This is a genomic window from Acidihalobacter aeolianus, assembly GCF_001753165.1.
In the GTDB taxonomy this organism is placed as follows: domain Bacteria; phylum Pseudomonadota; class Gammaproteobacteria; order DSM-5130; family Acidihalobacteraceae; genus Acidihalobacter; species Acidihalobacter aeolianus.
In genome coordinates this window covers 1704924-1730614 of the sequence record NZ_CP017448.1, presented here as the reverse complement: position 1 = coordinate 1730614, position 25691 = coordinate 1704924, and the positions used below count along the sequence as shown (strand labels likewise).

Sequence of the window (25691 nt, the reverse complement as noted above, 5' to 3'; positions counted from 1 at the left end):
TGCTCACGTTGTTGCGCTAGGGAACCGACAGGACCACGACATCGCGTGAAGCCGCTTGGAATTCGGCGCCGTGTCCGACCCCAGCGGGTGTTCGATCAGGGTGGCGATACGCAGGCGTGCATGTAACAGTTGCGCGTGTGCATCGATAACATCGAGTTCGCCCTGCACTAATGCTATGCGAGCTCGCAGCCAAGTAGTGCGAGCAATCTGACCGTGGGTCAGCGCAGTATGGTCGTCTCGCACCTGCTTCTGGTCATCCCGCAAACGCTGTAGCGCCAACTCCAGCATTCGCTGTGCGGTACGGTATGTGGTGACTGCATTTTTTAGCTGGCTGATCAACTCCAGCTGGAGGGCGCGTAACTGGTCCGCTCTCAGCGTCCGTTGCGCGCGTGCTTCGGCGATAGGCCCTTGGTTCTGGTTGAATACGGGCAATATCAGTGAGAACCCAAGCGACCAACGATGAGCACCTTGATCCCACCGATAGCCAGGTCCAACGGTGATACTAGGGTATTGCTGAGCGATCGCGAGCTTCAACCGGAACTGACTTGCCGCATAACGGAGTACATCTGCCCGCACATCAGCGCGCTGAGTCAATACGAAAGTTTGTAATTGGCTCTCCGGCGGTAGGCTCCTGGGTCTCGATATTCTGTCAGTGGCACTGATGCGGATCTTAGCCAGCCGGCCATCGGGAATACCGATGGCATTAGCCAGAGCTTGTTGCGCGCGTGCTGTTGCGGCGCGGCCAGTGACCACCGCATTCATTGCCTTGTTCCATAGCCGTTTTGTGGCAAACGCGTCGAACGGAGGGCTCTGGCCGGCGTTCACAGCCGCAGTGTCAGCGTCAAAAAGTGCACGAGTATCTTCCACTCGGGCCTCGAGCAGGAGCTGACGGCGGCGCGCTGTCACGAGGTCAAGCCAGGCATTCTTCACTTGAGCATCAATGGCCCATTCCGCCTGCATAAAGGTGTAGCGTGCAGCTTCGACGTGTGCTCGCGCCACAGCGATACGGTCGCCGTGTTTACCGGCTGTGATCAGCCTCAAAGCGGCGCCGATATCCACAGTCCAGGGGGATATGTTGACCGGCGCATTTGTTGTGTACAGAGGCGTGAGACTGAGGGGCGGATTCGGGTAAGCAGCCGCTGTTCGTTCGGCGGCAATGGCTTTGAACCAGCGATCACGGGCGATTGCGAGGTTCGGATCATAGTAGTGCGCCACTAGCACAAGCGAGGCTACAGACCATTGCTGTAAGGGCCAACGCGTGACATTGATATCGTGCCGAGCAAGGTAATCTCTCAGGTCAGAGGACTGCAACGAACGTTGTTGCAGGGTCGCGGCACTTGTCCCCGCAGTGAGTGGGTGCGCATGAAACGTGGCGCAGCCAGATAGAGACAAGACACATGTCATACTGTATATATATCTTCTCATTATCGATATTGTCTAAACGTTGTGGCCGAAAAATCTCTTACCTCCATCGTGTTTCCAGTATCTTCAAATCATCATGAAGTGCCTTGAGCAACTCGCCACTGTTCGCCCGGTAATAAACCATCTTTCCATCGTTACGCATGGAGAGCCAACCTTGGTCGCGCAAGAGCTTAAGCTGGTGAGATGTCGCCGCCACTGTAAGTTCCAGAACGTGAGCGACATCACAAACGCACAGTTCACCTTGGGTTAACGCAAAGAGTATCTTCAGCCGCGTTGTGTTGCCGAGCAACTTATAAAATTCGGCCAATTGAGGCAGTAATTTTTGCTCAGCCACAAGTCCCGCTTTCACGCGAGCAACCTTCTCCTGTTCGAAGCAGGTCACGTTGCACATTGGACCGACGGGGAATTTACCTGATGTTTTCACGGACGCATCGCTTCGACATTTACGCAAATAATAAAATATATACAGGAACGGGTCAATCAAGTATCTTCGGAGCTTGACTCCGGGCAGGAATTTTTTCTGCTGGGGTAGGGGTAGGCTATCTGCCGATTATATTGACTGCCACAACAAGAAACAGAAACCCTTCATCTGGCTCACTCGGATGGAGGCGACTCGTGCCCTATTTTAACAGGCTGTTGAAAAAGTCCTGTAAACCCGGAAGATTGGTTTTGTATTGTTGAGTGAGGGTTGTGGCCGATGCGCGGTGCCGACATACATCAGGATGGGCTGTTCAGCACGGTCAGCCCGGAGCAACGGGTGCCGAAGGACCATCCTCTGCGCCCGATCCGGCGGATGGTCGATCAAGCGCTCAAAGAACTCGACGCTGACTTCGATGCGCTGTATGCCCATATGGGCCGTGACTCGATCCCGCCGGAGAAGCTGCTGCGCGCGCAACTGTTGATGGCGTTCTACACCATCCGCAGCGAACGCCTGTTGGTCGAACAGATCGACTACAACCTGCTGTTTCGCTGGTTTGTGGGCTTTTCCATGGACGATCCGGTCTGGCACCACTCCACGTTTACCAAGAACCGTGACCGCCTGCTTGCAGGCGATGTGGCCCGCACCTTCTTCGCCCGGGTGCTGGATCAGGCCCGTGCGGCCGATCTGCTGTCTAGCGAACACTTCAGCGTCGATGGCACGTTGATCGAAGCGCTGGCCTCGCACAAGAGCTACCGGCCCCGGGACGAGGACGCGCCGCCGAGCGGTGGCGGGCGCAATCCCACGGTGGACTTTCGCGGGCAGAAGCGGTGTCGGGAAACGCACGTCTCCAGGACCGACCCGGATGCCTTGCTGTATCGCAAGAGCGAAGGCACGACCGCCAAGCTCAGCTACCTCGGACACCTGCTGATGGAAAACCGCCACGGCCTGATCGTCGAGTCGCAGACGAGCCAGGCCACCGGCACGGCCGAGCGCGAGGCCGGTGTCGAGCTTGTCGACGCGCTCGGCGGGAGCCACCGGATCACGCTGGGCGCGGACAAGAACTATGACACGCAAGGCTTTGTGGCGGCGATGCGTGGACGAAACGTCACGCCGCATGTGGCTCAGAACACGGCCGGGCGCCGCTCGGCCATCGACGGGCGCACCATCGGCCATCCCGGTTACCGAACCAGCCTGACGATCCGCAAGCGGATCGAAGAATGCTTCGGTTGGCTCAAGACCATTGCGGGTCTGCGCAAAAGTCGGTTTGTCGGACGCGAGAAACTGGATTTCCAGTTTGTGCTCAGCGCGGCGGCCTACAACCTGGTGCGGATGCGCAATCTGGGACTGGCAGCATGTTGAAGGCACACATCAAGGGATCGGTGCGCCCAGAGATCGGGATTTGGGCTGTTTTCGGGAAAAATCAGGCCCCAGATCCGAAGGGGCACGTCGCCAATGGACCCTGATCAACATGATAACCGCTAAATCGGGGGAATTTTCAACAGCCTGTTAAGGGCACCTCTAAAAACGCCGAATTGAATTCAGGGGTAAAAGGGGTTTGTAGAAATCCTGATGGTTGACGATTTTAGTTAATGTTCAGATTCTGCATCCGGACTTCATTCAGTCAGAATACCTTGAGTGAGGGCTATCCTGCTGCAATGCCCCCTCATCATCCGGCCAGCCACACCAGGCGTCGCATGTTGTAGACCAGGTTCATCATCCCGATCTTAACCTCAGCCCGCGCCTTGCCGATGGTGCGTATCAATCGATTGGCCTGCTGGGCAAAGATGTGCTCGACCTGCGCCCGTATCTTCGAGCGTTGACGGTTGGCGGCCTGCTCGCGTTCATTACAAGGCACGCTTGCGGCTGCCCTTGCGATGGATGTGGCTACGGTAGCCGGCCCGCGCGAGCGCGTGCTCGCGGGTCTGGTCGCGGTAGGCCGAATCAGCCCGGACATCGCCACTGCTGCTCCTAATTTGTTTGGCAGATCATATATCGTTCCGGATCGATGTTTGGCATTCGATCCAATTTTTTACGATACCGTGAATCCTTTTACCAGTTTGGCGCCTCTATAAAGGGTAAGTCGCCGCATTGGTAACTTGCTTGAAAACGATCTTGATTCACTAGATTGTCAGTGCCTGTTGAAGTTGTCGTTATCCATCCTTCATTGAGAGGTCTATATGAGATCGCACCATAAAGTACTTAAAGTCGCTCTTGCCAGCGTTGTCGCTTCTGCAGCCCTGGCTGCAGGTACTGCAGCCAACGCAGCCTCTGGCCCGAAAATGGTCAAGTGCTTCGGCGTCAATGCGGCCTATCGCAACGACTGCAAAACCGCCACCGGTTCCTGCGCCGGCACCGATCCGAAAGCGCGCGATCCGAACGCCTTCATCATGGTGCCGCAGGGCGTATGCGGCATGATCGCGGGCGGCACAACGCATCCCAGCGATGTTGCCCTCAAACGCGAGCAGATGTTCCACCACAAGCTGATGGAGATGTCGCCGGAGAAACGCGAGATGGTCAAGAAAATGCTCGAAATGAAGCGCGAAAAACTGCTTGATGAGAGCGGTTCCTGATCGACGCATGAACGCGCCTGACCGCCAAGGCGATGTTGCTCCGATCCCGGCACAGGCCGGGATCGGGCTACGTGCCGAATACGAACGGGAAATCCTGCTGGGCGGCACTGCAGCCGCCTGGCTCGAGGCCCATAGCGAAAACTATTTCGGTCCGGGAGGCCGGCCGTTGCGCAATCTGCGTATGCTGGCCGAGCGTTACCCGCTAAGCCTGCATGGCGTCGGCATGGGGCTGGGCAATACGGATCCCATGGACGACGGACACCTGCGGCGGCTGCGCATGCTGGCCGATCAGGTGCAACCGGCGCTGATATCCGAACACCTGTGTTGGAACGCACGGGGCGGCAGGCACTTCAACGACCTGCTGCCGCTGCCCTATACCGAGGAAGCGGTCGCGCATGTCGCGGAGCGTATCGGTCGGGTGCAGGACACGCTCGGACGGCAGATCCTGCTGGAGAACGTCTCCAGCTATCTGGAGTTCGATGCCTCGACGCTGCGCGAGTGGGAATTCGTGAGCGCCGTGGCCGAATCGGCCGACTGCGGCATTCTTCTCGACGTCAACAACGTCTACGTGAATGCCTGCAATCACGGCTATGCAGCGCTGGATTTCATTTGTGCGCTTGACCGGCGGCGCGTGCGGGAGATCCATCTGGCCGGGCATACGCGACGTGAATTCGAGGACGGTACGGTGCTGCGCATCGATACGCACGATCAACCCGTCTGCGCCGAGGTTTGGGCGCTCTATCGAGAAACTCTGGAGCTGGTCGGCCCGCGCCCTACCCTGATCGAATGGGATGCCGCCCTGCCCCCGCTTGCGGTGCTTGAGACGGAAGCGGCAACCGCGGAAGGGCTACTGGGAGAGGTTCAGGATGTCGACATTGTCTGAGCTGCAAGGTGCATTCGCGGCGGTGTTGGATGACCCGGAATGCACCGCGCCGCTCGAGATAGCCGACGGTAATCTCTCTGCTTCCCGCCGCATCGCGATCTATCGGAACAACGTGCGCATCAGTCGCCGAGATGCGCTTGCCGGGATCTACCCCGCCGTGTGCGCACTGGTAGGTGAGGCGTTTTTCGAGATCGTTGCAGAGGATTATGCGTGGCAGACACCCTCGGTCAGTGGCGACCTGCGCGCCTACGGCGAGACATTCCCCGACCACCTCGCCGGGCAGCCGAAACTTGCCGCTCTGTCTTATCTTCCGGACGTCGCCCGCCTCGAATGGGCCTGGCACACCTGCTTCCATGCCGCGGAAGTCACGCCTCTGGGCGTGCCGGACCTGGCTGTGCTGGCGGACGCGGTCGACCCCGGGCTGGCCCTCATACCGGCCGCCCGACTGCTGAGTCCGCGATTTGCCGCAGCCGAGATCTGGTCGTTTGCGCTCGACCTGGAACGTCACCCAGAAGGGCTCGACCTCGACACGCTCGAAGCGGCGCCGTTGCTCGTGGCGCGTCCAGGCGAAGAGGTATTCGTGCTGTCGCTGGGCGAACCCGACTATCGCTGGCTGGTTCTCGTCGACCAAGGCGCGTCCCTCGCGGATGCGCTGGATGAAACGCTCGCGTTACATCCCGATTTCGATTTCGCGCAAAGCCTGTCGCAGATGCTGGCGTACGGGGTCTTATGCGTGCCCCAAACAGGAGAAGATCATGATCCTCGATAAATCCGTCGACGTTTATGCGCGCGTTTCCGCGATCCTCAACAAGGCGTCCCCGCTGGCGGACCTGCTGCTGAGGCTGTGGGTCGCCGAAGTATTCTGGCGGGCCGGCATGGTCAAAATCCAAAGCATGTATTCGACGATGTACATGTTTCAGCATGTATACCACGTTCCGCTATTGCCGCCGGATGTGGCGGCCTACATGGCGACAGGTATCGAGCTTGGCTTCCCGATATTGCTTGCATTGGGTCTGTTCACGCGGTTTGCGGCCGGCTTCCTGTTTGTCTACAACATCATCGCCGTGATTTCATTTCCGGCACTGTGGTCGACCGGCTTCACCGACCACAAGGTGTGGGGATTGATGTTGTTGACGACACTACTACATGGCCCCGGAATTTTATCATTTGACGCCGCAATTCGGCTATGGTGGCGTAGAACACGTAGCGGGGCAAAACTTGCGTAAAATGATTCCGATATCTTATTGCCATCTGAGCGCTGATAACATGTTACCAATCTACGCGTTGATAACCAATGAAACGGTTGCTGTCGCATACCAAGATAGATTGAGCTTAAAACACAGCGAATTCGCAAAAAAATTAACCGAACTCAAAAAAATGACAGCTCGAGAGATTGCCAATACCCAATATAGACGTGGCGCTTGGTTTGATCCGATGCAAACGAAAATCGGCAACAAAAACCAAAAGTCATGGAAACAGGCGAACTATTGGTATCGAAAGTCTGCTGCAAATGGAAGCGCAAAAGCACAGTGCCGATTGGCTAGAGATTATGCAAGAGGTCTTGGGTTCCCCGCCAGCGCGACAAAAGCCATCTACTGGTATCGTCGTTCAGCCGATCAGGGCAACCCAATCGCAGAAGTCAATATGGCTATTGCATATGCCAATGGTATTGATGTGCACTCCGACCCGCACAGGGTTGTTTATTGGTTTAGAAAAGCTGCATTACAATCCAATATCATGGCTGAAAACAATCTCGGTATTGCTTATGAACTCGGCCGAGGCGTTCATCGCAATTACAATAAAGCGATACATTGGTTTTCTTTGGCCGCATCGAAGGGTGATGCACGTGCCCAATACAATCTGGGAAGCATGTATTTTCGAGGATTAGGGGTCTCGAAAAATATGCGCCTCGCTGACTACTGGCTAAACAAATCAGCGGCGCAAGGAGATTATTCTGCGAAATCAGCATTAAGGCACATCAAATATATTGCGAAAGAAAAAACAACCGTTGCTTATCACAACAAGAAAGAAAACAAGAATACGAGAGGTAACTGAGCATGCAGCATGACCACGAACTTCTTGAATCGGCCAAAATGGGCGATCAGGAAGCTGTCGAGAAATTACTGATTTCGTGTCGTCCAGATCTGCAAAGGATCGCCAAATCCCAATGCTCGAGCAGCGTGGACCCAGACGATGCCGTGCAGGAGTCCATGATGCAAATTTATCGGAGACTAGGCACGCTTCGGACACTGGTTTCATTTCCTGCATGGATTTTTTCGATTGTGCGAAGGGAGTGTTCCAGACTATTACGATCCATGCGCGGACTTACGACTCTGCCTGAGCCGGATAATATTGTATTTATTTATACCGAGAATCCAGGATTACAATATGACTTGATCTCGGCCATTCAGTCTCTTCCTGATAAATACCGGGCAGTAATCATTTTGAGAGATGTCGAGGAATACTCGATTTCAGAGATTGCAAATCAACTTGCACTCACGCGAGAAGCGGTTAAAAGCCGCATCCATCGTGGGCGTCAAATGATTCAGGAGTATCTCGACGATTAAATCCGACTATCAAGGCCGAGGACTGACGTATGCGTTGATGCTTATCCGACTAGCCCGAATGATCCAATCTTATGCTGAACCGGCGGCATTCCTCAATGATCTTGCCATCACCAAGGCCAATTATTCCAACCAACCATCAGCGAGATCATGAAGCTGCGTATCGGCATGTAATATAAAGTCAAAGTCCACGACCTCTATGGCAGCTACCTTCGGGACACCCTCCGGCGCCTGGTCTAACCACAAACACTGTGACAGGATGGTTCTAACTGGCGATCGGTACGCGAGCCAGCATGCTGAATTTCAGCGGCATCTGGTTAGCATTCACTATCAGGCACATCATCAGATTAACTGGGTATCCCGGAGATCGTGTTGATACTGGTCTAGAGATCGCCGTTTTCGAACAAAGAGGTCAATGTTGATATCCGAGTGCCGTAGTTGGTTTCTCGTTCGATTTCGATACTTCAATACTCCTTGTGATAATCGTGTTCGCATTCTTGAACGGAGTCTTGCAAATACTTCAGATTCAACAAGCCCATCTAGACCATTCCGTTCGAGCCTTCATCTTCAGTTGCGGCATGCAACCGACAGATGAAGGCTGCCATTTGACCCAAACGAGCCTACTGCCTGGGCGCAAACATGATAATGGCCATCCCGGTGAGAGCGACGAGAGCGCCGATAACATCCCGCAGACTGGGACGTATCCCTTCGACCATCCATAGCCAGCCGATTGCCACGGCGATATATACGCCACCATACGCGGCATATGTTCGCCCAGCCGCGGTGGGATGCAGGGTCAATAACCACGCGAATGCGGCCAGCGAAACCGCCGCGGGCAACAGCAGCCAAAGCGGCTTGCCCTGCTTGATCACGAGCCAGGGCAGATAGCAGCCGACGATCTCGGCCACCGCCGTGACGACAAACAGGAGCACGATGCGCAGCAAGGCCAGAGCCGAACCAACGACGGTGAGTCCGCCACTTTCTACGAGAGGCACTATCAGGAAGCCTCCAGCTCTCGCCCGCTGTCGAGCCAGCCGCGCTTGCCATCGACGTAATGGAGGACGTTCATATACCCCAGTGACTCCAGCCGCTCGGCCGCCAAGCCGGCACGCTGGCAGACCGCGCTCGCGCAATAGACCACAATCATCTTACCGCGGTCCGGAACTTCACGTGGCGCCCGTGTCAGGATCTCATCCGATACGATGCTAATGGCGCCCGGCAAATGACCTTCATCGTAGGCCGTACGCGGTAACGTATCAATCAAGACAAAATTCTGGGCGTTATCGATAAGCTCAGCGAGTTCATCAGGCGATATCTTTTTAGTCATGACACCCTCCATAACAGGCTTCAAACATTTTCGGCAGGACGGCGCTCATCTCGAAAGAAGGCTTTGCTCAAGCCCCAAAGGAATAACGCAAACAGGGCATGATTGATCAGAAGCCCAATAGCGATGCGGGGTCCGACGGCCATGCCAAAGAACCCCCAGCCGACGAATGGCACGAAAACGAGGAGTGCGAAAATCCACAATCCAGCGGCCAAGAGCACCACACTGGAGAACGCCAGCCTGGGTCTGAAAAACACAATGAATACGACAGACCAGAAGGTGACATAGGCCAGATGGAACGCGATGCCGACAGGGACCGGGAGATGCCGGCCAAAGAGCGTGTCGGCGAAGAGCAGGCCCAACGGGGCTGGCATCGGCGAAATGCCGCTTTTCAGGGTCGCTATGAGGATGGCAGCCAGGGCGATCCCGTTGATCAGACCGACGGCAATTGCTTTGCCCCAGTCCCTGGAGGCCATCGTGCGCGGTGATTCCATGTTAGCTCTCTCGGTGAATGCCTCTGGCATGAGGCGTGCGAGTCTGTGGTTCCCAAAAGCCGGTGACACCACCTCTCAATCAGTACTCGATAGCTCGGCTCGCTGCTTTCGTGGTGGGACAGCGTTCGCCACATTTGTCTTGGGAATCAGCACAGCAAGCTCCGGTCAGCGCCTGGGTCATATCCAGTAGGGTGTCGAACTGGGCGCTGTACAGGATGAACTGTCCCTCGCGTCGACTCTTGATCAACCCTGCATGGGTTAATTTCTGCAGATGAAATGTCACTGCGTTGGCGGCAAGGCCGCAGGCCTCGCCCAATTTCCCAGCCGCGATGCCATCAGGCCCGGCCTGCACCAACAGCCTGATCATCTTCAGTCGAGCTGGATGGCCAAGTGCTGCGAGCTTCTGAGAAACGTAAGCGTCTTCATCCATGTATTCAATATTACACCATTAGTTGAAATATAAGAAATCATATTTTTTGATAGCCCAATACACACAAACTTCCGTTTCTTGATTGGCACGATTCTTCTGCCAATTTGTATCTCACCGCGGAAGAATAATGGGGTCCTGCAATCAAGCATGTATATTGCTAACGACACGAGGTCTGGTCTTTCAATCATGCATGCTTGCTAAACTAAGCTTCGTGTCGACGTGCATTTTGTGGCGGGGCCAGCCAGAGAGCGCCGAATGCATCCCTGACGCCTGTGCCCACAACGACGTCCCCGGCAACGGGAAGACAGACGCTCATGATCCGCTGGACGGGGGCCGAGTTATGGTGCCACTTCCATCCCCCGCTGGGTTGAATCGATCGTTCCAGACATACTAGTCTCCTCAACGATCCAAGTAGACGAAGGTGATGCGTCATGCCCTGGGAAAAGTCATTCGACGAAGACAAGATCGTCGGCAAGGCGATGAATATTTTTTGGGCCAAGGGTTTTGAGACGGCCTCCATGGCCGATCTCATCGCCGGCACGGGCATAGCGCGTGGCAGCCTCTACAATGCCTTTGGAGGCAAGCGTCAACTGTTCGTCAAGGCGCTGGAAAAATACGACCGGGAGAACCGGCGCACGATCCTAGCCGACATGGAGGCGCTGGATGATCCGACGCGAGCCATTGCCACACTGTTTGATTTCATTGTGTCGGAAACTGTTGCCGATATGGACAGGAAGGGCTGTTTTCTCGTCAATACCTCCCTTGATCTGGCCATGCATGACGATCAAGTCAAGCGCATCGTGAAGCACGGTATGGGCGAATTCGAGGCGTTCTTCCGACGCAGCATCGAGGTCGCGCAGGCGCGTGGGCAAGTCCCCGGTTCCCTCGATCCGGTGACCACCGCCAAGGGACTGCTTGCAATGGTCGTCGCCATCCGCCTGCTTGGCCGCGGCGTCTACGACGCATCGACACTCAAGGCCATTGCCGCCCAGGCACAGCGCCTGCTGCACTGACACCCGTCGCCATCATCTTCCCATGTGAACCCCCGGGTCCAGGCCAGCCCCGGTGTTGACCGATCAGTTTAAACTATCTATATTTTAACTGCACGGTCTAAACAGGCACCGATTCTGCAACCCATCGCCGCCGCGCAAGAAGCCTCAAACAACCGCCTGCTGGAAAAAGCGACCGCCCCGCCCGCAGGAAACCATCACCCATCCACTGCCGTGGATGAACACCACCCGAACTGCAACAGGAAATGACCATGACCGATTTCACGCTGTACGACGAAACCAACGCACCCGAAGGCAGCAAGGAGCTGCTTGCCAAGTCGAAAGCTGCCTATGGCATGGTCCCGAGCCTGCACGCCGTCATGGCTGAAGCGCCGGGCCTGCTGGAGGCGTACCAGACCGTCCACGAGCTGTTCGCAAATTCCAGCTTCGACAAGGACGAACTGACGGTCGTCTGGCAAACCGTCAATGTCGAGCACGGCTGCCACTACTGCGTACCGGCGCATACCGGGATCGCCATGAGCATGGGTGTGGACGACGCCATCACCCAGGCGCTGCGCAATGAAACGGCGTTGCCCAATGCTCATCTGGAAGCCCTGCGCACCTTTACGTTGAACGTGGTGCGTGGCCGTGGCAACGTGGACGAAAGCGCGGTGCAGGCCTTTTTGGACGCCGGCTTCACCAAGCGTCAGATTCTCGAGGTGGTGCTCGGCGTTTCCCAGAAGGTGATGTCCAATTACACCAATCACCTGGCAAATACGCCGGTCGATCCACCGTTCCGCAAGTTCGCCTGGCAGAAGAAGGCCTGAAGCGGCCGAGAATAATCAACTGTCCGAAGCGCTCGCCGTCAGACACCCGTGTCTGGCGGCGTGGCGGCCATATTGATCAATCAGCCGCACGATGGGCGCACCATGGACGTCGATGACATATCCGTTGGTGACTCATCGGCACGTTCATGCTCATGGGCGGATTGCACAGTTTTCACAAACCCTAGATTGTCCGTCAAACCGCGGCCCGTCTGCGGGAGCGCAGATGGAAGAACGCAGGTTCCCATGTACGTGTCCGGCACCAGGCAGGCACCGGCAGGCATCATCTCGCCCATCGGGGAAAGCGCCATGAATCCATCGCAACATCGCCAGCAAGTGATCGTCTTCGACGTCAACGAAACCCTGCTGGACATTGAAACCCTCAGCCCGTTCTTCGCGCGTACCTTTGGCGATGCGCAGGTCATGCGCCAATGGTTTGCAGAATTGATCCTCTATGCCCAGTCACTGACCTTGACGGGTGGTTACGTGCCGTTTGGCCAGCTTGCCGTGGCGGTACTGCGCATGGTCGGGACGATCCGGGGCGTCGAGCTTTCGGAACCCGGCGTCGATGAGTTCAAGGACCACATGGCCCGTCTTCCCGCGCACCAGGACGCGGCGCCTGCGCTAGACATGCTTCGCGAGGCGGGGTTCCGCATGGTCACGTTGACCAACTCGCCCCCCGAGGCGGGCAAGGCGGTACTAGCCAAAGCCGGGTTGTCGTATTATTTCGAGGCGCAGTTCTCTGTCGATGGCGTGAAGCGCTTCAAGCCTGCTGGCGAAACCTACAGCTACGTCGCATCGGCATTGCGTACCGAGGCCTCAGCCTTGCGGCTCGTCGCCGCCCATACTTGGGACACTCAGGGAGCTTTGGCCGCGGGTTGGAAGGCTGCCTTGGTGACACGCCCGGGCAACGCTGCCCTATGGGTTGGCGGACAGCCGGATGTAGTCGAAAAGGACTTGCTGGCGATTGCCCGAGCAATTATCGCCAGAGACATCTGATGGGCTCAAACGAAACGGTGTCAGCTCTCCGCCTGATTGCAAGACCAGACTCCGGGCCCATCGTGCAAGGTGTAATTGTTTTTAGATATGAGGTGTCCAATTATCTTTTGGATAATCCAATACACACAATATTCCGGTTTATAGAGTCGAGAGACAGCCCGCAGCGTCATTTCAAATCAACACGATCTTCTGGATACCCGATTAATTTTGCACAACTTAAGAACTCGTGATGAGACTGTTACGCTTCGCTCAGGTGTGTGGAGCAGTACAAACCGGGCCACGCGCAAGCTTCCTGGCGTTTTGCCAGAAGGCGATGAAGCTCAATGCCACCGCAAACAGTTCGATTTCGAATTCGTGGGTCGCGATAAACCCTTGGATGATCCCCGGGGCAAATCCCGCCACGGCCGGGAAAACGACGGCCAAGGCTCCCAAGCCCAAGGGAATTAGGGGGCTACAGCACAGCAGTGGCGCGAAGAATGCGACCAGGGCGCCACCTATCCCAGTACTCTTGCTGGCACGTTGCCCATGGCGTATCAATAGCACCATCGTGGCCAGCGTGAGTGCGAGCAAGACCGCCAGGCAAAAGGCAAATACCGCTTGCCCTGGTGCGAGCAGGCGCAGACTGTCCCAGCCGATATGTCCACCGGTCAGGGAGGCTGGCAAGGTGACGGCATAGAGCGGGAACAGGACGATGAAGGCCATGAGAACAGTCCATCGCCCAACAGGTTCCGTCCAGAGGCGTTTGAGCGTAGTAGCAAGTTCATACAACATGCGCGCATTCTCCAGGCAAGAACATATAGATCGAATCAAGGGATAACCTATGACCGCACTTCATCCCGTCTGCGATTTTTTAACTCCTTATACAAACCTCATACCTTCGCGCTATTGACCTGTTTTCGCAAACCTAAGTATTTTCTGCATAGTGACGTTTGGAGAACCGCTGATCGCCTGGATCAGCCCTTTGCTGTCGATCAGAAAGTAGATGTCAGGAAACCTTTTCGGATTGTACGTTTCGGCAAGCGTTTTGCTCGCTGTCCCGAATATCCAGCCAGATGCGTTTTCCAACTCAGGCGCGACCTTTTGCACAAATTCATCGGTTGTCAGACCCGGATATCCATCGTTCTTGTAATTATCCAATACGATCAAAGTCACGCCATCCTGCGCCAACTCCTGGCGATGTTTGGCCAGCGCCTTGAGTCCAGCCTCGCAACTGCCACACCATGTCGAAAACAACCAGAGCATGATTTTGTGTCCCGCGTACTGGCTGATCGATGTTTTCTTCCCCGCCACTTCAAATGAAACATCCGGGGCGGGCACGGGATGGAATTGCATCGATGTTTGAGTGCGTGTTGATGTCTGAGAGCGCACGGTCGATGGTGCTCCCGAGAATTTCCAACTGACCCACCCCGACACCCCGATCAAGATCGACAACCCTAATAAAATCATGATGGATTTCTTACGCATGCTTATTGTCTGCTCCGTGGATCAATAGCTCGTTTGGCCAGAATGCTATTCGTTTTCGAGAACCGGTCCGGATTCATTGACGTCAGGCTCGGTGGCTCAGCAGCCCTAAATTAGATACGACAAAGGGTGTAAGATAATTCAGTATGATTTTCAACCAGATCCAGGCACTGATATCGCCGATCATCAGCCGACCGCCCAAATTAAACAGCGTGAGCCAGGAACCCACGATTGCAGTGATCCAGAGTGTTCGTTTTAGATGGGCGGGCCGACAGATTGTGCGTGCGGGCGTTAAACAAATGGTCGACAGTTTGTTTATCGCTGACCGTCGTCTCATTAACCTGCTCGCAGCGAAACATCATTCAAACCGCCGTGACTGGCCTGCCAGTTTGTCAACATTGGTTCAGTCCTCCCTGATTCTCAGGTACAGCGGGCAATCGATCGGCGCATCCATTTCTTCTCCTCGCTTGCACGCGTCGATCAACCCGGACAGCTGGTGTTTTACTCGATGCAGAGATTCGATCCGCGTACCCACCTCGTGCAAACGCCTTTCTGCGATCATTTGAATTTCGTGACAACGCTTTTCTCCCAGGGCAAGCAGCTCGGCAATTTCATCCAGACTGAACCCGGCCTGCTGTGCGTGGCGGATAAAATTCAGACGGTCCAGATCTTCCTGGTGATATCGACGGATGCTGCCATAAACGCGTGACGGGATGGGCAGTAAAGCACGCCGCTGGTAATAGCGGACGGTTTCCACGTGCACGCCGGCAGCAGCGGCCAGCCGTCCGATCGTCCACGTGGGATGCTTCTCGCCCGTGTTCATCCGCATGTCCACCCTATCCAATCTCCAGACCACGCAGCCTTGCCTGAAATCCGAAAAAAGCGTTGGCAACCACAGCAGCCTGGGGAACTGTAAAAATGTCACTCTCATGCTTTTTGCTTTCTATTTCGGCGCAACTGCGGCAGACGAAACGAATACTCGGGCATAAGGTGTTGCAGCACGCGTTCGTACCGCAACTTCCCTGTGTTTCGTCGGTCCAGAGGACCGCCGCCTCATACATCATCACCTCGTGTAAGCTACCGTTGGCGTGCATCCCGAGAGCCAACTGCGTATCGCACAAGGCGCATGGGGCAACAATCTGGCTCGCTTGGCCACTGACGCGCGAAACCGCCAAGGCGTCGATCGCACACATGGCATGAACCGAACGGTCACCAAGTTGGACCTGTATGCCTGTCGGCAAGACGCTGAAGGGGTAACAGCCGAGTTGCCCGGATTGATCAACTACGGCGTCGATGGCCAGTAAGGCATACAGACTCTCCGGGCTAAGCACATCGGTTGCTAGCGGGCTTGCGGTATCGCACCAGTGATCGATCAGACGGCGATAATCCTCAAGGGCGTGACTCGACAAGGCCATCACCCCACTTTCCAGAGGAAAGCGATCACGCAAGCGGGCAGCGGCCGCTTCCACCTTCTGCCTACTGTGCAGCCGGCTTTCGTCGTCTTGATGTCGGATCATGCCTTATACATCCTCACTCCAACGGACGCTGTGGTTTACCCGGCGCAGCACGACAGTTGCTTGACGTCCTTGGTGAAGGTTTGCGCGGCCAGCTTGAGCCCCTCGACCATGGTCAGGTAGGGGAAGAGCTGATCGGCCAGATCCTGCACCGTCATGCGGTTGCGGATCGCCAACGCCGCCGACTGAATCAGTTCGCCTGCTTCCGCGGCGACTGCCTGCACGCCGAGAAGGCGCCCCGTTTCGGCGTGCGCCACCAGCTTGATAAAGCCGCGAGTATCGAAGTTGGCGAGCGCCCGCGGCACATTGTCGAGGGTCAGCATGCGGGTATCGGTCTCGATGCCCTGCGCCTGCGCTTCCTGCTCGCTCAGCCCCACGGTGGCCACCTGGGGATCGGTAAACACAACGGCCGGCATCGCGGAGAGATCGAGTCGCGCTTCGCCGCCGGTCATATTGATCGCCGCACGAGTGCCGCCGGCTGCGGCCACATAGACGAACTGCGGATTGTCGGTACAGTCGCCAGCCGCAAAGATTTGACCAGCGCTTGTGCGCAGGCCATCGTCCACGGCAATGGCGCCACGTGGGTCGGTCTTGATACCTGCCGCCTCCAGATTCAACTCTTGCGTGTTCGGGCTGCGCCCGGTGGCCACGAGCAGCCGGTCGGCGCGCAACTCATCCTTGCCCAGCGTCAGCACGAACTCGTCTCCGGCGTAGGTGACCTGGCTTGCCTGGGTGTGCTCCAGCACCTCGATGCCCTCGCTGCGGAAGGCGGAGACCAGCGCTTCGCTGATGGCGGGGTCTTCCTGAGACAGCAGGGTATGGCGGGCAAGGATCGTGACTTGGCTGCCCAGACGAGCGAAGGCCTGAGCCAATTCCACGGCCACCACCGACGCACCGACCACGGCCAGGCGTTGGGGGATCGCGTCGGTTTCCAGCGCCTCGGTCGAGGTCCAGTAAGGCGTGTCGGCCAGTCCGGCGATGGGCGGGATGGTGGCACGCGCGCCGGTGGCGATCAGGCAGCGGTCGAAGGCAACTACGCGCTCGCCGCCGTCGTTGAGCGCTACGTGCAGGGTCCGTGCATCGACGAACCGCGCCTGACCATGCAGGACCTCAATAGACGGTGTGCTTTCCAGAATGCCTTCGTACTTGGCGTGCCGCAGTTCCTCGACACGTCCCTGCTGCTGAGCCAGCAAGGGGCCGCGCAGTACGTCAGAGGGGCTGGGCGGCAGGCCGGCGTCGAAGGGGCTCTCGCGCCGCAGATGCGCGATGTGCGCGGCCCGGATCATGATCTTGGACGGTACGCAACCGACATTGACGCACGTGCCGCCGATGGTGCCGCGCTCGATCAGCGTCACGCGTGCGCCCCGTTCGACGGCCTTGAGCGCGCCGGCCATGGCCGCACCGCCGCTGCCGATCACGGCAATGTGCAACACCTGCCCGTCACTCGCGGCAATGGTGTCCTCATTCCGTGGCTGCGCGCCATAACCACTTCCCACCACCGCCTCGGTCAACTGCTGCATGGGCACCTCGCGTTCCAGCACAACTCGGGCCGTGGCATCCGGGTAGGACACTTGGGCCTCGCGTACCCCGGGGACGCCTTCGAGCGCTTGGCGCACATGCGCGGCGCAACTGTCGCAGGTCATGCCGGTGATAGCGAGTTCAGCGATTGCGTTCTGGGTCATACTGTTCTCCAAAGGATTCTCGTGATTAGCCATGTTGGGTGGGCGTTTCGCAGCCGTCCGTTGCGCAGCGGCGGTTGGCCGGATTGATCATGTCCCAGATCGAGGCCAGGAACATGACGATCAGACCCGTATAGAAAATCCCTCTCGCCAGATCCTTGGCGAGGAAATGATGGGTCAGCCCAAACACGCCGATCAGCGCCAGCACCGGACCGATCGATCCCAGCAGCGTGCGCTGCCACTGGTGGTGCGAGAACCAACCCGCCAGGGTCGCCAATAGCGCCACACTGGCGAAGATCGGAATCAGCCAATGCACGAACAGGCCTTCCCAGTGACTGAGAAAGCCCAATCCGATCGCAGCCCCCAAGCTCGCGGCTGCCGGGAAGCACATGGCACAACTGAAACTGCCGACGATGGCGCCGATGACACCGGTTTTGTCGACGATACGGGTGATGACGGACATGGCAGAACCTCCTGGGTGACGATTCGTAAGTGCTTGGTGGACTCCGGTAGGCTAAACTTACTGCCGTACTAATGTACGGAGTCAAGGCCAATGGAACCTATAGCTACCGCATTGACCATCGGACAACTGGCCGCAGGGGTCGGCGTCAACGTGGAGACGATCCGGTTCTACCAACGCAGGGGCTTGTTGCGCGAACCGCCTCGCCCGCCAGGGGGTATTCGGCACTACTCAGCCGAGGATGTTGCGCGGGTGAAATTCATCAAGTCGGCGCAACGGATGGGATTCAGCCTTGACGAAATCCACCATCTGCTGCGACTCGATGAGGGGATGCAATGCGATGCGGCGGCCGAATTGGCGGCCCAGCACTTAAACGATGTGCGGACGCGGCTACAGGATCTGCACCGGATCGAGGCAACGCTTGCAAAATTGCTCGAACAGTGCCGGCAGGGTGATGAGAAAGTCGCCTGTCCGTTGATCGCGGCGCTACACGAAGACGAGGTGGGCGCGCCTTACTAAGCAGTACATTGATATCCCGACATAATATGATTTAGGAATGGAGACATTAAACGGACGCAAGCTTGATGGGGTCAGCTCACGAAACGGAAAAAATCGTAAGTTAAGCTATCCTTCCTCAGCCCCATGCTGCAAACAGCCCACCCAAGGGCAGGCTGTCCTGTCAATGATGCCAGAGAAAAGTCTGGTGCTACCTGCTACATCCGTGCTCAGGTAATTACTCCTTGGTAGGCCCGGCGGCGGCAGCAGTGCCTTCGGCGGTGCCCGCACCTGGAGCCGCCGCATCGCGTTGCCCTTTCAACTCGTCCATCATGCGCTGAAGCATCGCCTCGGCCAGTGTCCGACGCGCATCGGGCTCCAGTTCCGAGAACATCATGGACATGCAGCGCGGCATCATGTTCTGCATGAAGTCCACTCGATCCTCAGTCCTCATCTCCTTGAACATGCTGTCCATCATGGTTTGCATCATGCGCGGCATATCCTCCGGCGTCATCATGCCGGACATCATTTTCTCCATCTTCTTTTTCATCATGCCCATCGGATTGAACCCGCCGCCTTGCCCTGGCTGCGATTCGCTGCCTGCTTTGGTGTCCTGGTCTTTCGGTTCCATGTTGAGTCTCCTGTGGTGAATGATTCAGTTGTTCCTGCGGGTTCTATGGGTTTTCACCCCGAACTTTCTTGGCTAGCAACCTCGCGTTGCTCGCGCCCACGGTCATGGCGACACTGATCGCCTCGTCGATCTCGGCATCGCTGGCCTGGAGTTCCTTGAGCACACCGAGGGCGTATTTCGTGCAGAATTCGCATCCTGCACCCAGTGTCGCGCCGAGACAGATCAGGTGACGGGTCTTCCGGTCCAATGCGCCCTCGGGACCGTAGACGGCTGCGTGAAAGCGGTTGTAGTGTTCGATGATTTCGTCGTGATTGTGGCCATGGTTCACTCCTGTTCTGAATCAGTTCGCGCGGACGAAGATTGCCCCGTAATGGAAGGGCGGCAACTCGATCACTGTTTCCAACGTGAAACCGGCCGGCTCGACCACCTCACGGGTCTGTTCCGGCGACATGCGCAGTTCGGTACTCGGCCCTCGCGGCTGGGCTAGGACGGTGGTCTCTTCGCGTGGCAGCGGATACCAATTGACAATGGCAAAGCGGCCGTTTGGCCTTAAGGCCGCAGCGACCTCACGAGCCAGCGCCGCCTTGTCCGGCGCGCCGTGGAAGGTGTTGGCGATCAATACATAGTCCACCGACGCGCCAAGCAGTTGACTCAACTCCATGGCGTCCCCAAGCAGCCAGTCGCAGTTCGCCATTCCTTCGCAAGCCGCTTGCGCCTGCTCAAGCATCTCAGAGTCAAGGTCGAATCCGACAACTCGCCCCGGCCCGACCTGCCGGGCAATGGCGGCGGTGAAATAACCATATCCACAGCCCAGGTCAACGACCGTCATTCCAGACTCGATGCGCAAGGCTCTGACGACGCCATCGGGGTCTGGCCATAAGGCATGCCACCAGTTCCTGTCGGGCATCCCCGTGGCCGGAAACAATCGATCCTGAATCATCATTCGAGTTCCTTCTTCATTTGCCGATACTCCTCCCGGCTGATTTCCCCACGGGCGTAACGCCGGTCGAGAATCTCTTTTGCGCTTGCTTCTTTTTTATCACGCATTCCTTCATCACGTATTCCCCATCCGCCGCACATAGGCCCATTCCCGCCTCCGCGGCCGCCGCGGAAGATGAAGAGGAAGAGGAAGATCAACATCACGACCAGGAAGATCAGCGGAAATATCCACATGAAAGGAAACCCTCCCCACGGTCCATAAGGCCACATGATTACACCTCCTCGGCTTCTGCCAACGCCGATTTGGGGTCGGCTGGGTGGCTGGATTGATCGGACAGTCCCGCGACTGGCGTCTGACGCGCGTCCAGCCAACGTATCAGGTCATGCAGGATGCGCAGCAGTTCCGGGTCGGCGAGGCAATAATAGATGAACGCTCCGCGCCGCTCGGCGCGAACGAATCCCGCCTCGCGCAGCACGCGCAAGTGGAACGAGACATTGGTTTGCGCCAGGCCCGTTGCGTTGATGATGTCCGTCACCGGACGGCATTCGAGGCCGAGCCCGTACAGGATACGCAGGCGGTTCGGCTCACCGAGCACCTTGAGTGCGGGAATGATCTGCTCTTGGTTATGATCGGGAAATTTCATAGCAGTATATTAGTATCTATACATATAAATCGCAACTCATATTATGGGCCGATACTTTGAAACGGGCATGTCAAGATAAGGCACCCCCTATCCTGGAGAGTCTGACCTTCACCGGCGAGGATTCGCCGATGGCGAACCTGATGCTGTCGGTGATGGGCGCGTTCGTCGAATTCGAACGGGCCTTGATCCGCGAGCGGCAACGCGAAGGCATTGCGCTCGCCAAGCAGCGCGGGGCCTACCGGGCCGCAAGAAGGCACTCGCGCCGGAGCGGGTGGATGAGTTGCGGCGTCGCGCTGCGGCTGGCGAGAAGAAGACGCAGCTTGCCCGCGAGTTTGGCATCAGCCGGGAAACTCTGTATCAATACCTGAAGACGGATGACTGACCATGCCGCGCCGCAATTTGCTGACGCCCACCGAGCGTACCGGCCTGCTGGCCTTCCCGGCCACCGACGACGAACTCATCCAACATTACACCGTCGCCGAACCCGACCTGTCGGTGATCCGTCAGCGGCGCGGCAGCCACAACCGTCTCGGCTTCGCGTTGCAGTTGTGCTACCTGCGCTATCCAGGCTTTGCCCTGCCGACTGACGCGAAGCCACCCGCCTCCCTCCCTGCTGAACATCGCCGGTCGCCAGTTGCGTATCGAACCGGACATCTGGCTGCAGTATGCGCAGCGGCCGGAAACGAGGCGCGAGCACCTGTTGGAGTTGCAGGCGTGGCTGAAGCTGACGCCGTTCGCTGTCGCCGACTATCGGCACTTCGTCCACCAACTCGCCGAGCTGGTCCAGCAGACCGACCGGGGTATCGTGCTGGCTGAAGGGCTGGTCGAGTTACTGCGTCAGCAACGCATCATCCTTCCGACCGTCGATGTCATCGAGCGCGTGTGCAGCGAGGCGCTGACACGGGGCACGCGCCAGGTTTATGAAGCACTCACCGCGCCACTCGCCGATTTCCACCGCCGCGCGCTCGATGACCTGCTGGCGATCCGCGAGGGCACCAAGAGCAGCGGACTGATCTGGCTACGCCAGCCGCCCGGCCCGCCGAAGCCCAAGCATGTGCTGGCCCACCTGGAACGACTAAAAACCGTTCGCGACCTGGCGCTGCCGGACAGCCTGGAACACGCCCGTCTGCTGAAGCTCGCCCGCGAAGGCGGACAGATGACAGCCCAGCACCTGCGCGATCTGGAGTCGAACCGTCGCTATGCAACCTTGGTCGCGGTGATCCTCGACACCCGCGCCACGCTGATCGACAAAATCATCGATCTCCACGACCGTTTCATGGGTTCACTGTTTAGCAAGGCCAAACGCAACCATGCTGACCGCTTCCAGCAATCCGGCAAAGCGATCAACGACAAGGTGCGGCTGTACTCGCGCATCGGCCGCGCTCTGCTGGAAGCCAAGCAATCGGGCGGCGATCCGTTCGCCGCCATCGAGGCGATCATCCCCTGGGATGCATTCAGTGAAAGCATTACCGAAGCGGAGACGCTGGCCCGGCCTGAAGACTTCGATTTCCTGGCCTTGGTTGGTGACGGTTTCCCCAGCTCCGGCGCTATACACCAACTTTGCTGGAGGCGCTGATCATGGAGGCCGCGCCGGCCGCGCGTGAGCTGCTGGCCGGCGTCGAAGTGCTCAAAGGGATGAACGAACGTCAGGCGCGCAAGGTGCCGGACGACGTACCCACGTCGTTCGTGCGCAAGCGCTGGGAAAATCTGGTACGCACGGAGGATGGGCTGGATCGGCGCTTCTATGAACTGTGCGTGCTGTCCGAACTGAAGAACTCACTGCGCTCCGGCGACATCTGGGTGCAGGGCTCGCGCCAGTTCAAGGACTTCGAGGACTACCTGTTGCCGCCGCCGCGATTCGCGGCGCAACGCGACCAGCGTGAATTGGGCCTGGCCGTCGATACCGGCTGCGAACGCTTTCTGGAAGCCCTGCTTGCGGTGCTGCAAGAGCAACTGGCGACAGTCGAGCGGCTGGCCGCCGCCAACGAACTGCCCGATGCGGCCATCACCAGCACCGGGCGAATCAAGATTTCTCCGTTGGACAATGCCGTGCCCGGCGAGGCCGAGGTGCTGATACAGCAGGCATACAGCTTGCTGCCGCACCTGAAGATCACTGAACTGCTGCTGGAAGTCGATGGCTGGACCGGCTTCAGCCGCCACTTCAAGCACCTCAAGAGTGGCACGGCAGCCGAAGACCAGCATCTGCTGCTAAGGGCCATCCTGGCCGACGTCATCAATCTGGGCCTCTCCAAGATGGCCGAGTCCTGCCCCGGAGTGACCTACGCCAAGCTGACGTGGTTGCAGGCGTGGCACATCCGAAACGAAATCTATTCGGCGGGTCTGGCCGAATTGGTCAACGCCCAGTTCCGCCAACCCTTCGCCGCCTACTGGGGCGACGGCACAACGTCGTCATCGGACGGCCAGAATTTCAAGGCCGGTGGCCGTGGCCAAGCGGCCGGCCAGGTGAGCCTGAAGCACGGTAAGTCGACCCTGGGCTGGCCCTTATACCGGCCGCCCGACTGCTGAGTCCGCGATTTGCCGCAGCCGAGATCTGGTCGTTTGCGCTCGACCTGCAACGTCACCCAGAAGGGCTCGACCTCGACACGCTCGAAGCGGCGCCGTTGCTCGTGACGCGTCCAGGCGAAGAGGTATTCGTGCTGTCGCTGGGCGAACCCGACTATCGCTGGCTGGTTCTCGTCGACCAAGGCGCGTCCCTCGCGGATGCGCTGGATGAAACGCTCGCGTTACATCCCGATTTCGATTTCGCGCAAAGCCTGTCGCAGATGCTGGCGTACGGGGTCTTATGCGTGCCCCAAACAGGAGAAGATCATGATCCTCGATAAATCCGTCGACGTTTATGCGCGCATTTCCGCGATCCTCAACAAGGCGTCCCCGCTGGCGGACCTGCTGCTGAGGCTGTGGGTCGCCGAAGTATTCTGGCGGGCCGGCATGGTCAAAATCCAAAGCATGTATTCGACCGTATATCTGTTCGAGTACCTGTACCACGTACCCCTGCTCCCCCCCGGTGTTTGCGGCCTATTTCGCCACCGGCATCGAACTGGCGTTCCCCGTGCTGTTGGTCCTGGGCCTCGGTACGCGGTTTGCGGCCGGCTTCCTGTTTGTCTACAACATCATCGTCGTGGTGTCCTATCCGGCGCTGTGGCCGACCGGTTTCACCGATCACAAAGTGCGGGGATTGATGTTGCTGGTCACCCTGCTGCACGGCCCTGGCGTTCTGTCGCTCGACGCCCTCTTGCGACGTTGGCGGACAGGCGGCCGGCAATTTCATTCGGCGAGGAGGTCCATGCAATGAGCGCGATTTCACTGGCCGGAACACACCGACGACTGCTGCGTTGGCTGGCGGCCTTGATGCTGACCAGCATGACCATTCCGGTCGTTGCCGCGCCGAGTCTGACATTTCCGACCGGAGCACCCTGGTTCAACGTCAGCCGACCGCTGACCGCGGGCGATCTGAAGGGCCGTCTCGTGCTGCTCGATTTCTTCACGCCGGGGTGCATCAACTGCATCCATACGCTGCCGGATACGGCCAAGCTGTCGCGCGAATTCGGCCGCGATCTGGTGGTCGTCGGCGTGAATTCCCCGAAATTCGAGGCCTCGCAGGGTGTGGGTGCGATCGATGGATTCATCCGTCGCTACGACATCCATCATCCCATCGTCACCGACAAGGGCATGCGCCTGTGGCGCCGCTACGGCGTCTTCGCCTGGCCGACCTTCGTGCTGCTCGGGCCGGACGGCCAGGTCGTTGGGCGATTCATCGGCGAAGGTCAGTACGCCAGCATCCGGGCCGCCGTACTCAAGGAAGTTCGGGCCGCGCGACGCGAGGGAACGCTACAGACCTCGACGCATCTCCCGCTCAAACCCATGCAGATGCCGGATACGCCGCTGCTGCAGCCGGGCAAGGTGGCGGTGGACGGCGGTTATGTGGCGGTTGCCGACACCGGACACAACCGCATCGTCGTGCTGAATCGCGAGGGGCGCGTGCTGCACGTGATCGGCAGCGGTAGCGTGGGTGCCGCCAATGGGGCAGCGGCCGAGGCCAGCTTCGACGGCCCGCAGGGTCTGGCCTTCTCCGGCAATGAGCTGTACGTGGCCGATACCGGCAACCAGCTGATCCGGCGCATCGATCTGCGCGATTTCACGGTGACGACCGTCGCCGGCAACGGCCGACAGGCCTATGGCGTAACCGGTATGCAGCCTGCCCTTGAGGCGCCGCTGAATTCGCCGTGGGGGCTGGAAGTGGTCGGCGACAGCCTGTACGTCGCCATGGCCGGCGATCATCAGGTCTGGCGCATGGATTTGCGGAGCGGACGCATCGGGCCGTTTGCCGGCAGCGGCATGGAGGGCATCGCTGACGGCCCGGCTGCGTCGGCAAGCTTCGCGCAGAGCAGCGGCCTCGCCTATCACGAGGGTCGACTGTATGTCGCCGATCCCGAATCCTCCGCCGTGCGTGTCGTGCAGATTGCCGACCGGAACGTGCGCACGCTCATCGGCCACGGTCTGTTCGACTTCGGTCTGCGCGACGGGCCTGCAGCCAAGGCTCTGTTGCAGCACGATCAGGGCCTCGCCTACCAGGACGGCAACCTCTACATCGCCGACACCTTCAACGACGCCATCCGCCGCTTCGACCTGAAAACCCAGCGTGTGACCACCCTTGCCCACGGGCTCGCGCAGCCCGGCGGGCTCGCGGTGTTCGGGCCGCAACGCCTGCTCGTGGCCGATACCAACGCCAATCGGCTGGTCGAGATCGATACGCGCAACGGCAGGATGAAACCCTGGCCGATCCAGGGCCTGGCCGCGCCGACTGCGCCCTGATACGGCCGAGCCTGTCGAGCCGCCACATGATGATGCGCATGCGTCCGTATGCCGCCCTGGCCTGACGGCGGCTACGGACGCGCATGGACGGCTGGCGAAGCGGTGACCGAAAGGG

The 25691-nt window shown here is 58.3% G+C and carries 33 protein-coding genes and 2 pseudogenes; 17 read left to right on the top strand and 18 right to left on the bottom strand.

The features are described from left to right. Positions 1-3: 3 nt before the first annotated feature. Positions 4-1215: a TolC family protein gene (locus tag BJI67_RS07965; RefSeq protein ID WP_197512894.1), complete on the bottom strand. Its 1212-nt coding sequence runs from the start codon at positions 1213-1215 to the stop codon at positions 4-6. Positions 1216-1462: 247 nt separating this feature from the next. Beyond that, positions 1463-1846 carry an ArsR/SmtB family transcription factor gene (locus tag BJI67_RS07960; RefSeq protein ID WP_197512891.1) on the bottom strand — a complete coding sequence of 128 codons (384 nt, stop codon included), beginning with the start codon at positions 1844-1846 and terminating at the stop codon, positions 1463-1465. A 273-nt stretch (positions 1847-2119) separates the two neighbouring features. On the opposite strand from BJI67_RS07960, the gene BJI67_RS07955 reads away from it, so the two are divergent. Next, the gene (locus tag BJI67_RS07955; protein WP_038094256.1) at positions 2120-3202 is read left to right on the top strand and encodes an IS5 family transposase; all 1083 of its coding nucleotides are present in this window, start codon (positions 2120-2122) and stop codon (positions 3200-3202) included. Positions 3203-3509: 307 nt separating this feature from the next. On the opposite strand, the gene BJI67_RS07950 is transcribed toward BJI67_RS07955, so the two are convergent. Further along, the gene (locus tag BJI67_RS07950) at positions 3510-3698 is read right to left on the bottom strand and encodes a hypothetical protein (RefSeq protein ID WP_070072578.1); all 189 of its coding nucleotides are present in this window, start codon (positions 3696-3698) and stop codon (positions 3510-3512) included. A 322-nt stretch (positions 3699-4020) separates the two neighbouring features. On the opposite strand from BJI67_RS07950, the gene bufA1 reads away from it, so the two are divergent. From bufA1 to BJI67_RS07920, 6 genes are read left to right on the top strand one after another with little or no spacing between them, the layout of a single operon-like run. Beyond that, positions 4021-4413, top strand: coding sequence for a BufA1 family periplasmic bufferin-type metallophore (gene bufA1 / locus BJI67_RS07945; RefSeq protein WP_083250752.1), 393 nt, complete (start codon positions 4021-4023; stop codon positions 4411-4413). A gap of 7 nt (positions 4414-4420) precedes the next feature. Next, positions 4421-5296 (top strand): MNIO family bufferin maturase, encoded by an 876-nt coding sequence (gene bufB / locus BJI67_RS07940; RefSeq protein WP_070072576.1) that lies wholly within the window; start codon positions 4421-4423, stop codon positions 5294-5296. After that, positions 5280-6065: an HvfC/BufC N-terminal domain-containing protein gene (locus tag BJI67_RS07935; protein WP_070072575.1), complete on the top strand. Its 786-nt coding sequence runs from the start codon at positions 5280-5282 to the stop codon at positions 6063-6065. The genes bufB and BJI67_RS07935 overlap by 17 nt, the downstream gene beginning before the upstream one ends. Continuing rightward, entirely contained in the window at positions 6052-6522 is a 471-nt protein-coding gene (locus BJI67_RS07930) for a DoxX family protein (protein ID WP_070072574.1), read from the top strand. Before BJI67_RS07935 ends, BJI67_RS07930 begins: the two co-directional genes overlap by 14 nt. Then, a complete protein-coding gene (locus BJI67_RS16870) occupies positions 6443-7351 on the top strand; it encodes a tetratricopeptide repeat protein (RefSeq protein WP_083250750.1) in 909 nt (302 codons plus the stop codon). The genes BJI67_RS07930 and BJI67_RS16870 overlap by 80 nt, the downstream gene beginning before the upstream one ends. 2 nt (positions 7352-7353) lie before the next feature. Beyond that, positions 7354-7863: an RNA polymerase sigma factor gene (locus tag BJI67_RS07920; protein ID WP_070072572.1), complete on the top strand. Its 510-nt coding sequence runs from the start codon at positions 7354-7356 to the stop codon at positions 7861-7863. Positions 7864-8480: 617 nt separating this feature from the next. Here the strand turns inward: BJI67_RS07920 and BJI67_RS07915 are convergent. The 4 genes from BJI67_RS07915 to BJI67_RS07900 form a co-directional block, all read right to left on the bottom strand. After that, on the bottom strand, positions 8481-8810 hold the full coding sequence (locus BJI67_RS07915; protein ID WP_197513390.1) for a YnfA family protein: 330 nt from the start codon (positions 8808-8810) through the stop codon (positions 8481-8483). 47 nt (positions 8811-8857) lie between these two features. Beyond that, positions 8858-9187 (bottom strand): rhodanese-like domain-containing protein, encoded by a 330-nt coding sequence (locus BJI67_RS07910; RefSeq protein WP_070074041.1) that lies wholly within the window; start codon positions 9185-9187, stop codon positions 8858-8860. Between the two features lie 20 nt (positions 9188-9207). After that, entirely contained in the window at positions 9208-9678 is a 471-nt protein-coding gene (locus BJI67_RS07905; RefSeq protein WP_156782075.1) for a hypothetical protein, read from the bottom strand. Between the two features lie 79 nt (positions 9679-9757). After that, complete coding sequence (locus BJI67_RS07900) at positions 9758-10108, bottom strand: ArsR/SmtB family transcription factor (RefSeq protein WP_070072571.1); 351 nt, start codon at positions 10106-10108, stop codon at positions 9758-9760. Positions 10109-10539: 431 nt separating this feature from the next. Between BJI67_RS07900 and BJI67_RS07895 the strand changes: the two genes are divergently transcribed. The 3 genes from BJI67_RS07895 (at position 10540) to BJI67_RS07885 (ending at position 12920) form a co-directional block, all read left to right on the top strand. Beyond that, complete coding sequence (locus tag BJI67_RS07895) at positions 10540-11121, top strand: TetR/AcrR family transcriptional regulator (RefSeq protein WP_070072570.1); 582 nt, start codon at positions 10540-10542, stop codon at positions 11119-11121. Between the two features lie 248 nt (positions 11122-11369). Beyond that, complete coding sequence (locus BJI67_RS07890) at positions 11370-11924, top strand: carboxymuconolactone decarboxylase family protein (protein ID WP_070074039.1); 555 nt, start codon at positions 11370-11372, stop codon at positions 11922-11924. A gap of 306 nt (positions 11925-12230) precedes the next feature. Then, entirely contained in the window at positions 12231-12920 is a 690-nt protein-coding gene (locus tag BJI67_RS07885) for a haloacid dehalogenase type II (RefSeq protein ID WP_070074038.1), read from the top strand. 249 nt (positions 12921-13169) lie between these two features. On the opposite strand, the gene BJI67_RS07880 is transcribed toward BJI67_RS07885, so the two are convergent. The 6 genes from BJI67_RS07880 to merC all read right to left on the bottom strand — a co-directional run bounded on the left by BJI67_RS07880 (position 13170) and on the right by merC (position 18037). Continuing rightward, entirely contained in the window at positions 13170-13622 is a 453-nt protein-coding gene (locus BJI67_RS07880) for a hypothetical protein (protein WP_070074037.1), read from the bottom strand. A gap of 180 nt (positions 13623-13802) precedes the next feature. Beyond that, positions 13803-14384 carry a peroxiredoxin family protein gene (locus tag BJI67_RS07875; RefSeq protein WP_083250746.1) on the bottom strand — a complete coding sequence of 194 codons (582 nt, stop codon included), beginning with the start codon at positions 14382-14384 and terminating at the stop codon, positions 13803-13805. 400 nt (positions 14385-14784) lie between these two features. Further along, positions 14785-15204 carry a MerR family DNA-binding protein gene (locus BJI67_RS07870; protein ID WP_070074036.1) on the bottom strand — a complete coding sequence of 140 codons (420 nt, stop codon included), beginning with the start codon at positions 15202-15204 and terminating at the stop codon, positions 14785-14787. A 13-nt stretch (positions 15205-15217) separates the two neighbouring features. Continuing rightward, entirely contained in the window at positions 15218-15898 is a 681-nt protein-coding gene (gene merB, locus BJI67_RS07865; protein ID WP_070072568.1) for an organomercurial lyase, read from the bottom strand. Positions 15899-15933: 35 nt separating this feature from the next. Next, positions 15934-17577, bottom strand: a complete 1644-nt coding sequence (gene merA, locus BJI67_RS07860; protein ID WP_070072567.1) for a mercury(II) reductase — start codon at positions 17575-17577, stop codon at positions 15934-15936. A 25-nt stretch (positions 17578-17602) separates the two neighbouring features. Beyond that, positions 17603-18037, bottom strand: a complete 435-nt coding sequence (gene merC, locus BJI67_RS07855; RefSeq protein ID WP_038094069.1) for an organomercurial transporter MerC — start codon at positions 18035-18037, stop codon at positions 17603-17605. Positions 18038-18127: 90 nt separating this feature from the next. On the opposite strand from merC, the gene merR reads away from it, so the two are divergent. Then, positions 18128-18553 carry an Hg(II)-responsive transcriptional regulator gene (gene merR / locus BJI67_RS07850; RefSeq protein ID WP_070072566.1) on the top strand — a complete coding sequence of 142 codons (426 nt, stop codon included), beginning with the start codon at positions 18128-18130 and terminating at the stop codon, positions 18551-18553. Positions 18554-18767: 214 nt separating this feature from the next. Here the strand turns inward: merR and BJI67_RS07845 are convergent, their stop codons facing one another. The 5 genes from BJI67_RS07845 to BJI67_RS07825 are packed head-to-tail and all read right to left on the bottom strand — an operon-like array spanning position 18768 to position 20743. Next, entirely contained in the window at positions 18768-19160 is a 393-nt protein-coding gene (locus tag BJI67_RS07845; RefSeq protein WP_070072565.1) for a hypothetical protein, read from the bottom strand. A gap of 43 nt (positions 19161-19203) precedes the next feature. Then, a complete protein-coding gene (locus tag BJI67_RS07840; RefSeq protein ID WP_070072564.1) occupies positions 19204-19488 on the bottom strand; it encodes a carboxymuconolactone decarboxylase family protein in 285 nt (94 codons plus the stop codon). A gap of 12 nt (positions 19489-19500) precedes the next feature. Next, positions 19501-20103, bottom strand: a complete 603-nt coding sequence (locus BJI67_RS07835; protein ID WP_070072563.1) for a class I SAM-dependent methyltransferase — start codon at positions 20101-20103, stop codon at positions 19501-19503. Beyond that, the gene (locus BJI67_RS07830) at positions 20100-20333 is read right to left on the bottom strand and encodes an SHOCT domain-containing protein (RefSeq protein ID WP_197512888.1); all 234 of its coding nucleotides are present in this window, start codon (positions 20331-20333) and stop codon (positions 20100-20102) included. The genes BJI67_RS07835 and BJI67_RS07830 overlap by 4 nt, the downstream gene beginning before the upstream one ends. Positions 20334-20371: 38 nt before the next feature. Then, entirely contained in the window at positions 20372-20743 is a 372-nt protein-coding gene (locus BJI67_RS07825) for an ArsR/SmtB family transcription factor (RefSeq protein WP_083250745.1), read from the bottom strand. 128 nt (positions 20744-20871) lie between these two features. Between BJI67_RS07825 and BJI67_RS18385 the strand changes: the two are divergent. The 6 genes and pseudogenes from BJI67_RS18385 to BJI67_RS07800 all read left to right on the top strand — a co-directional run. Next, positions 20872-20922 (top strand): annotated as a pseudogene (locus BJI67_RS18385) (hypothetical protein); the annotation flags it as partial. A 92-nt stretch (positions 20923-21014) separates the two neighbouring features. Further along, complete coding sequence (locus tag BJI67_RS18380) at positions 21015-21125, top strand: helix-turn-helix domain-containing protein (RefSeq protein WP_456236526.1); 111 nt, start codon at positions 21015-21017, stop codon at positions 21123-21125. A gap of 2 nt (positions 21126-21127) precedes the next feature. Further along, a pseudogene (locus tag BJI67_RS07815) lies at positions 21128-23230 on the top strand (Tn3 family transposase); the annotation flags it as partial. 167 nt (positions 23231-23397) lie between these two features. Then, complete coding sequence (locus BJI67_RS07810) at positions 23398-23586, top strand: hypothetical protein (protein ID WP_156782074.1); 189 nt, start codon at positions 23398-23400, stop codon at positions 23584-23586. 182 nt (positions 23587-23768) lie between these two features. After that, the gene (locus BJI67_RS17945) at positions 23769-24056 is read left to right on the top strand and encodes a DoxX family protein (protein WP_231940820.1); all 288 of its coding nucleotides are present in this window, start codon (positions 23769-23771) and stop codon (positions 24054-24056) included. Further along, entirely contained in the window at positions 24053-25576 is a 1524-nt protein-coding gene (locus tag BJI67_RS07800) for a thioredoxin-like domain-containing protein (protein ID WP_083250744.1), read from the top strand. Before BJI67_RS17945 ends, BJI67_RS07800 begins: the two co-directional genes overlap by 4 nt. Positions 25577-25691 lie beyond the last annotated feature (115 nt).

What these genes read in the sequence shown, in the direction of transcription:
- BJI67_RS07955 (WP_038094256.1), top strand. Translation starts at nt 2,120, where the DNA reads ATGCGCGGTGCCGACATACATCAGGATGGGCTGTTCAGCACGGTCAGC.
- bufA1 (WP_083250752.1), top strand. Translation starts at nt 4,021, where the DNA reads ATGAGATCGCACCATAAAGTACTTAAAGTCGCTCTTGCCAGCGTTGTC.
- bufB (WP_070072576.1), top strand. Translation starts at nt 4,421, where the DNA reads ATGAACGCGCCTGACCGCCAAGGCGATGTTGCTCCGATCCCGGCACAG.
- BJI67_RS07935 (WP_070072575.1), top strand. Translation starts at nt 5,280, where the DNA reads ATGTCGACATTGTCTGAGCTGCAAGGTGCATTCGCGGCGGTGTTGGAT.
- BJI67_RS07930 (WP_070072574.1), top strand. Translation starts at nt 6,052, where the DNA reads ATGATCCTCGATAAATCCGTCGACGTTTATGCGCGCGTTTCCGCGATC.
- BJI67_RS16870 (WP_083250750.1), top strand. Translation starts at nt 6,443, where the DNA reads ATGGCCCCGGAATTTTATCATTTGACGCCGCAATTCGGCTATGGTGGC.
- BJI67_RS07920 (WP_070072572.1), top strand. Translation starts at nt 7,354, where the DNA reads ATGCAGCATGACCACGAACTTCTTGAATCGGCCAAAATGGGCGATCAG.
- BJI67_RS07910 (WP_070074041.1), bottom strand. Translation starts at nt 9,187, where the DNA reads ATGACTAAAAAGATATCGCCTGATGAACTCGCTGAGCTTATCGATAAC.
- BJI67_RS07905 (WP_156782075.1), bottom strand. Translation starts at nt 9,678, where the DNA reads ATGGAATCACCGCGCACGATGGCCTCCAGGGACTGGGGCAAAGCAATT.
- BJI67_RS07900 (WP_070072571.1), bottom strand. Translation starts at nt 10,108, where the DNA reads ATGGATGAAGACGCTTACGTTTCTCAGAAGCTCGCAGCACTTGGCCAT.
- BJI67_RS07895 (WP_070072570.1), top strand. Translation starts at nt 10,540, where the DNA reads ATGCCCTGGGAAAAGTCATTCGACGAAGACAAGATCGTCGGCAAGGCG.
- BJI67_RS07890 (WP_070074039.1), top strand. Translation starts at nt 11,370, where the DNA reads ATGACCGATTTCACGCTGTACGACGAAACCAACGCACCCGAAGGCAGC.
- BJI67_RS07885 (WP_070074038.1), top strand. Translation starts at nt 12,231, where the DNA reads ATGAATCCATCGCAACATCGCCAGCAAGTGATCGTCTTCGACGTCAAC.
- BJI67_RS07880 (WP_070074037.1), bottom strand. Translation starts at nt 13,622, where the DNA reads ATGGCCTTCATCGTCCTGTTCCCGCTCTATGCCGTCACCTTGCCAGCC.
- BJI67_RS07875 (WP_083250746.1), bottom strand. Translation starts at nt 14,384, where the DNA reads ATGCGTAAGAAATCCATCATGATTTTATTAGGGTTGTCGATCTTGATC.
- BJI67_RS07870 (WP_070074036.1), bottom strand. Translation starts at nt 15,204, where the DNA reads ATGAACACGGGCGAGAAGCATCCCACGTGGACGATCGGACGGCTGGCC.
- merB (WP_070072568.1), bottom strand. Translation starts at nt 15,898, where the DNA reads ATGATCCGACATCAAGACGACGAAAGCCGGCTGCACAGTAGGCAGAAG.
- merA (WP_070072567.1), bottom strand. Translation starts at nt 17,577, where the DNA reads ATGACCCAGAACGCAATCGCTGAACTCGCTATCACCGGCATGACCTGC.
- merC (WP_038094069.1), bottom strand. Translation starts at nt 18,037, where the DNA reads ATGTCCGTCATCACCCGTATCGTCGACAAAACCGGTGTCATCGGCGCC.
- merR (WP_070072566.1), top strand. Translation starts at nt 18,128, where the DNA reads ATGGAACCTATAGCTACCGCATTGACCATCGGACAACTGGCCGCAGGG.
- BJI67_RS07845 (WP_070072565.1), bottom strand. Translation starts at nt 19,160, where the DNA reads ATGGAACCGAAAGACCAGGACACCAAAGCAGGCAGCGAATCGCAGCCA.
- BJI67_RS07835 (WP_070072563.1), bottom strand. Translation starts at nt 20,103, where the DNA reads ATGATGATTCAGGATCGATTGTTTCCGGCCACGGGGATGCCCGACAGG.
- BJI67_RS07830 (WP_197512888.1), bottom strand. Translation starts at nt 20,333, where the DNA reads ATGTGGATATTTCCGCTGATCTTCCTGGTCGTGATGTTGATCTTCCTC.
- BJI67_RS07825 (WP_083250745.1), bottom strand. Translation starts at nt 20,743, where the DNA reads ATGAAATTTCCCGATCATAACCAAGAGCAGATCATTCCCGCACTCAAG.
- BJI67_RS07800 (WP_083250744.1), top strand. Translation starts at nt 24,053, where the DNA reads ATGAGCGCGATTTCACTGGCCGGAACACACCGACGACTGCTGCGTTGG.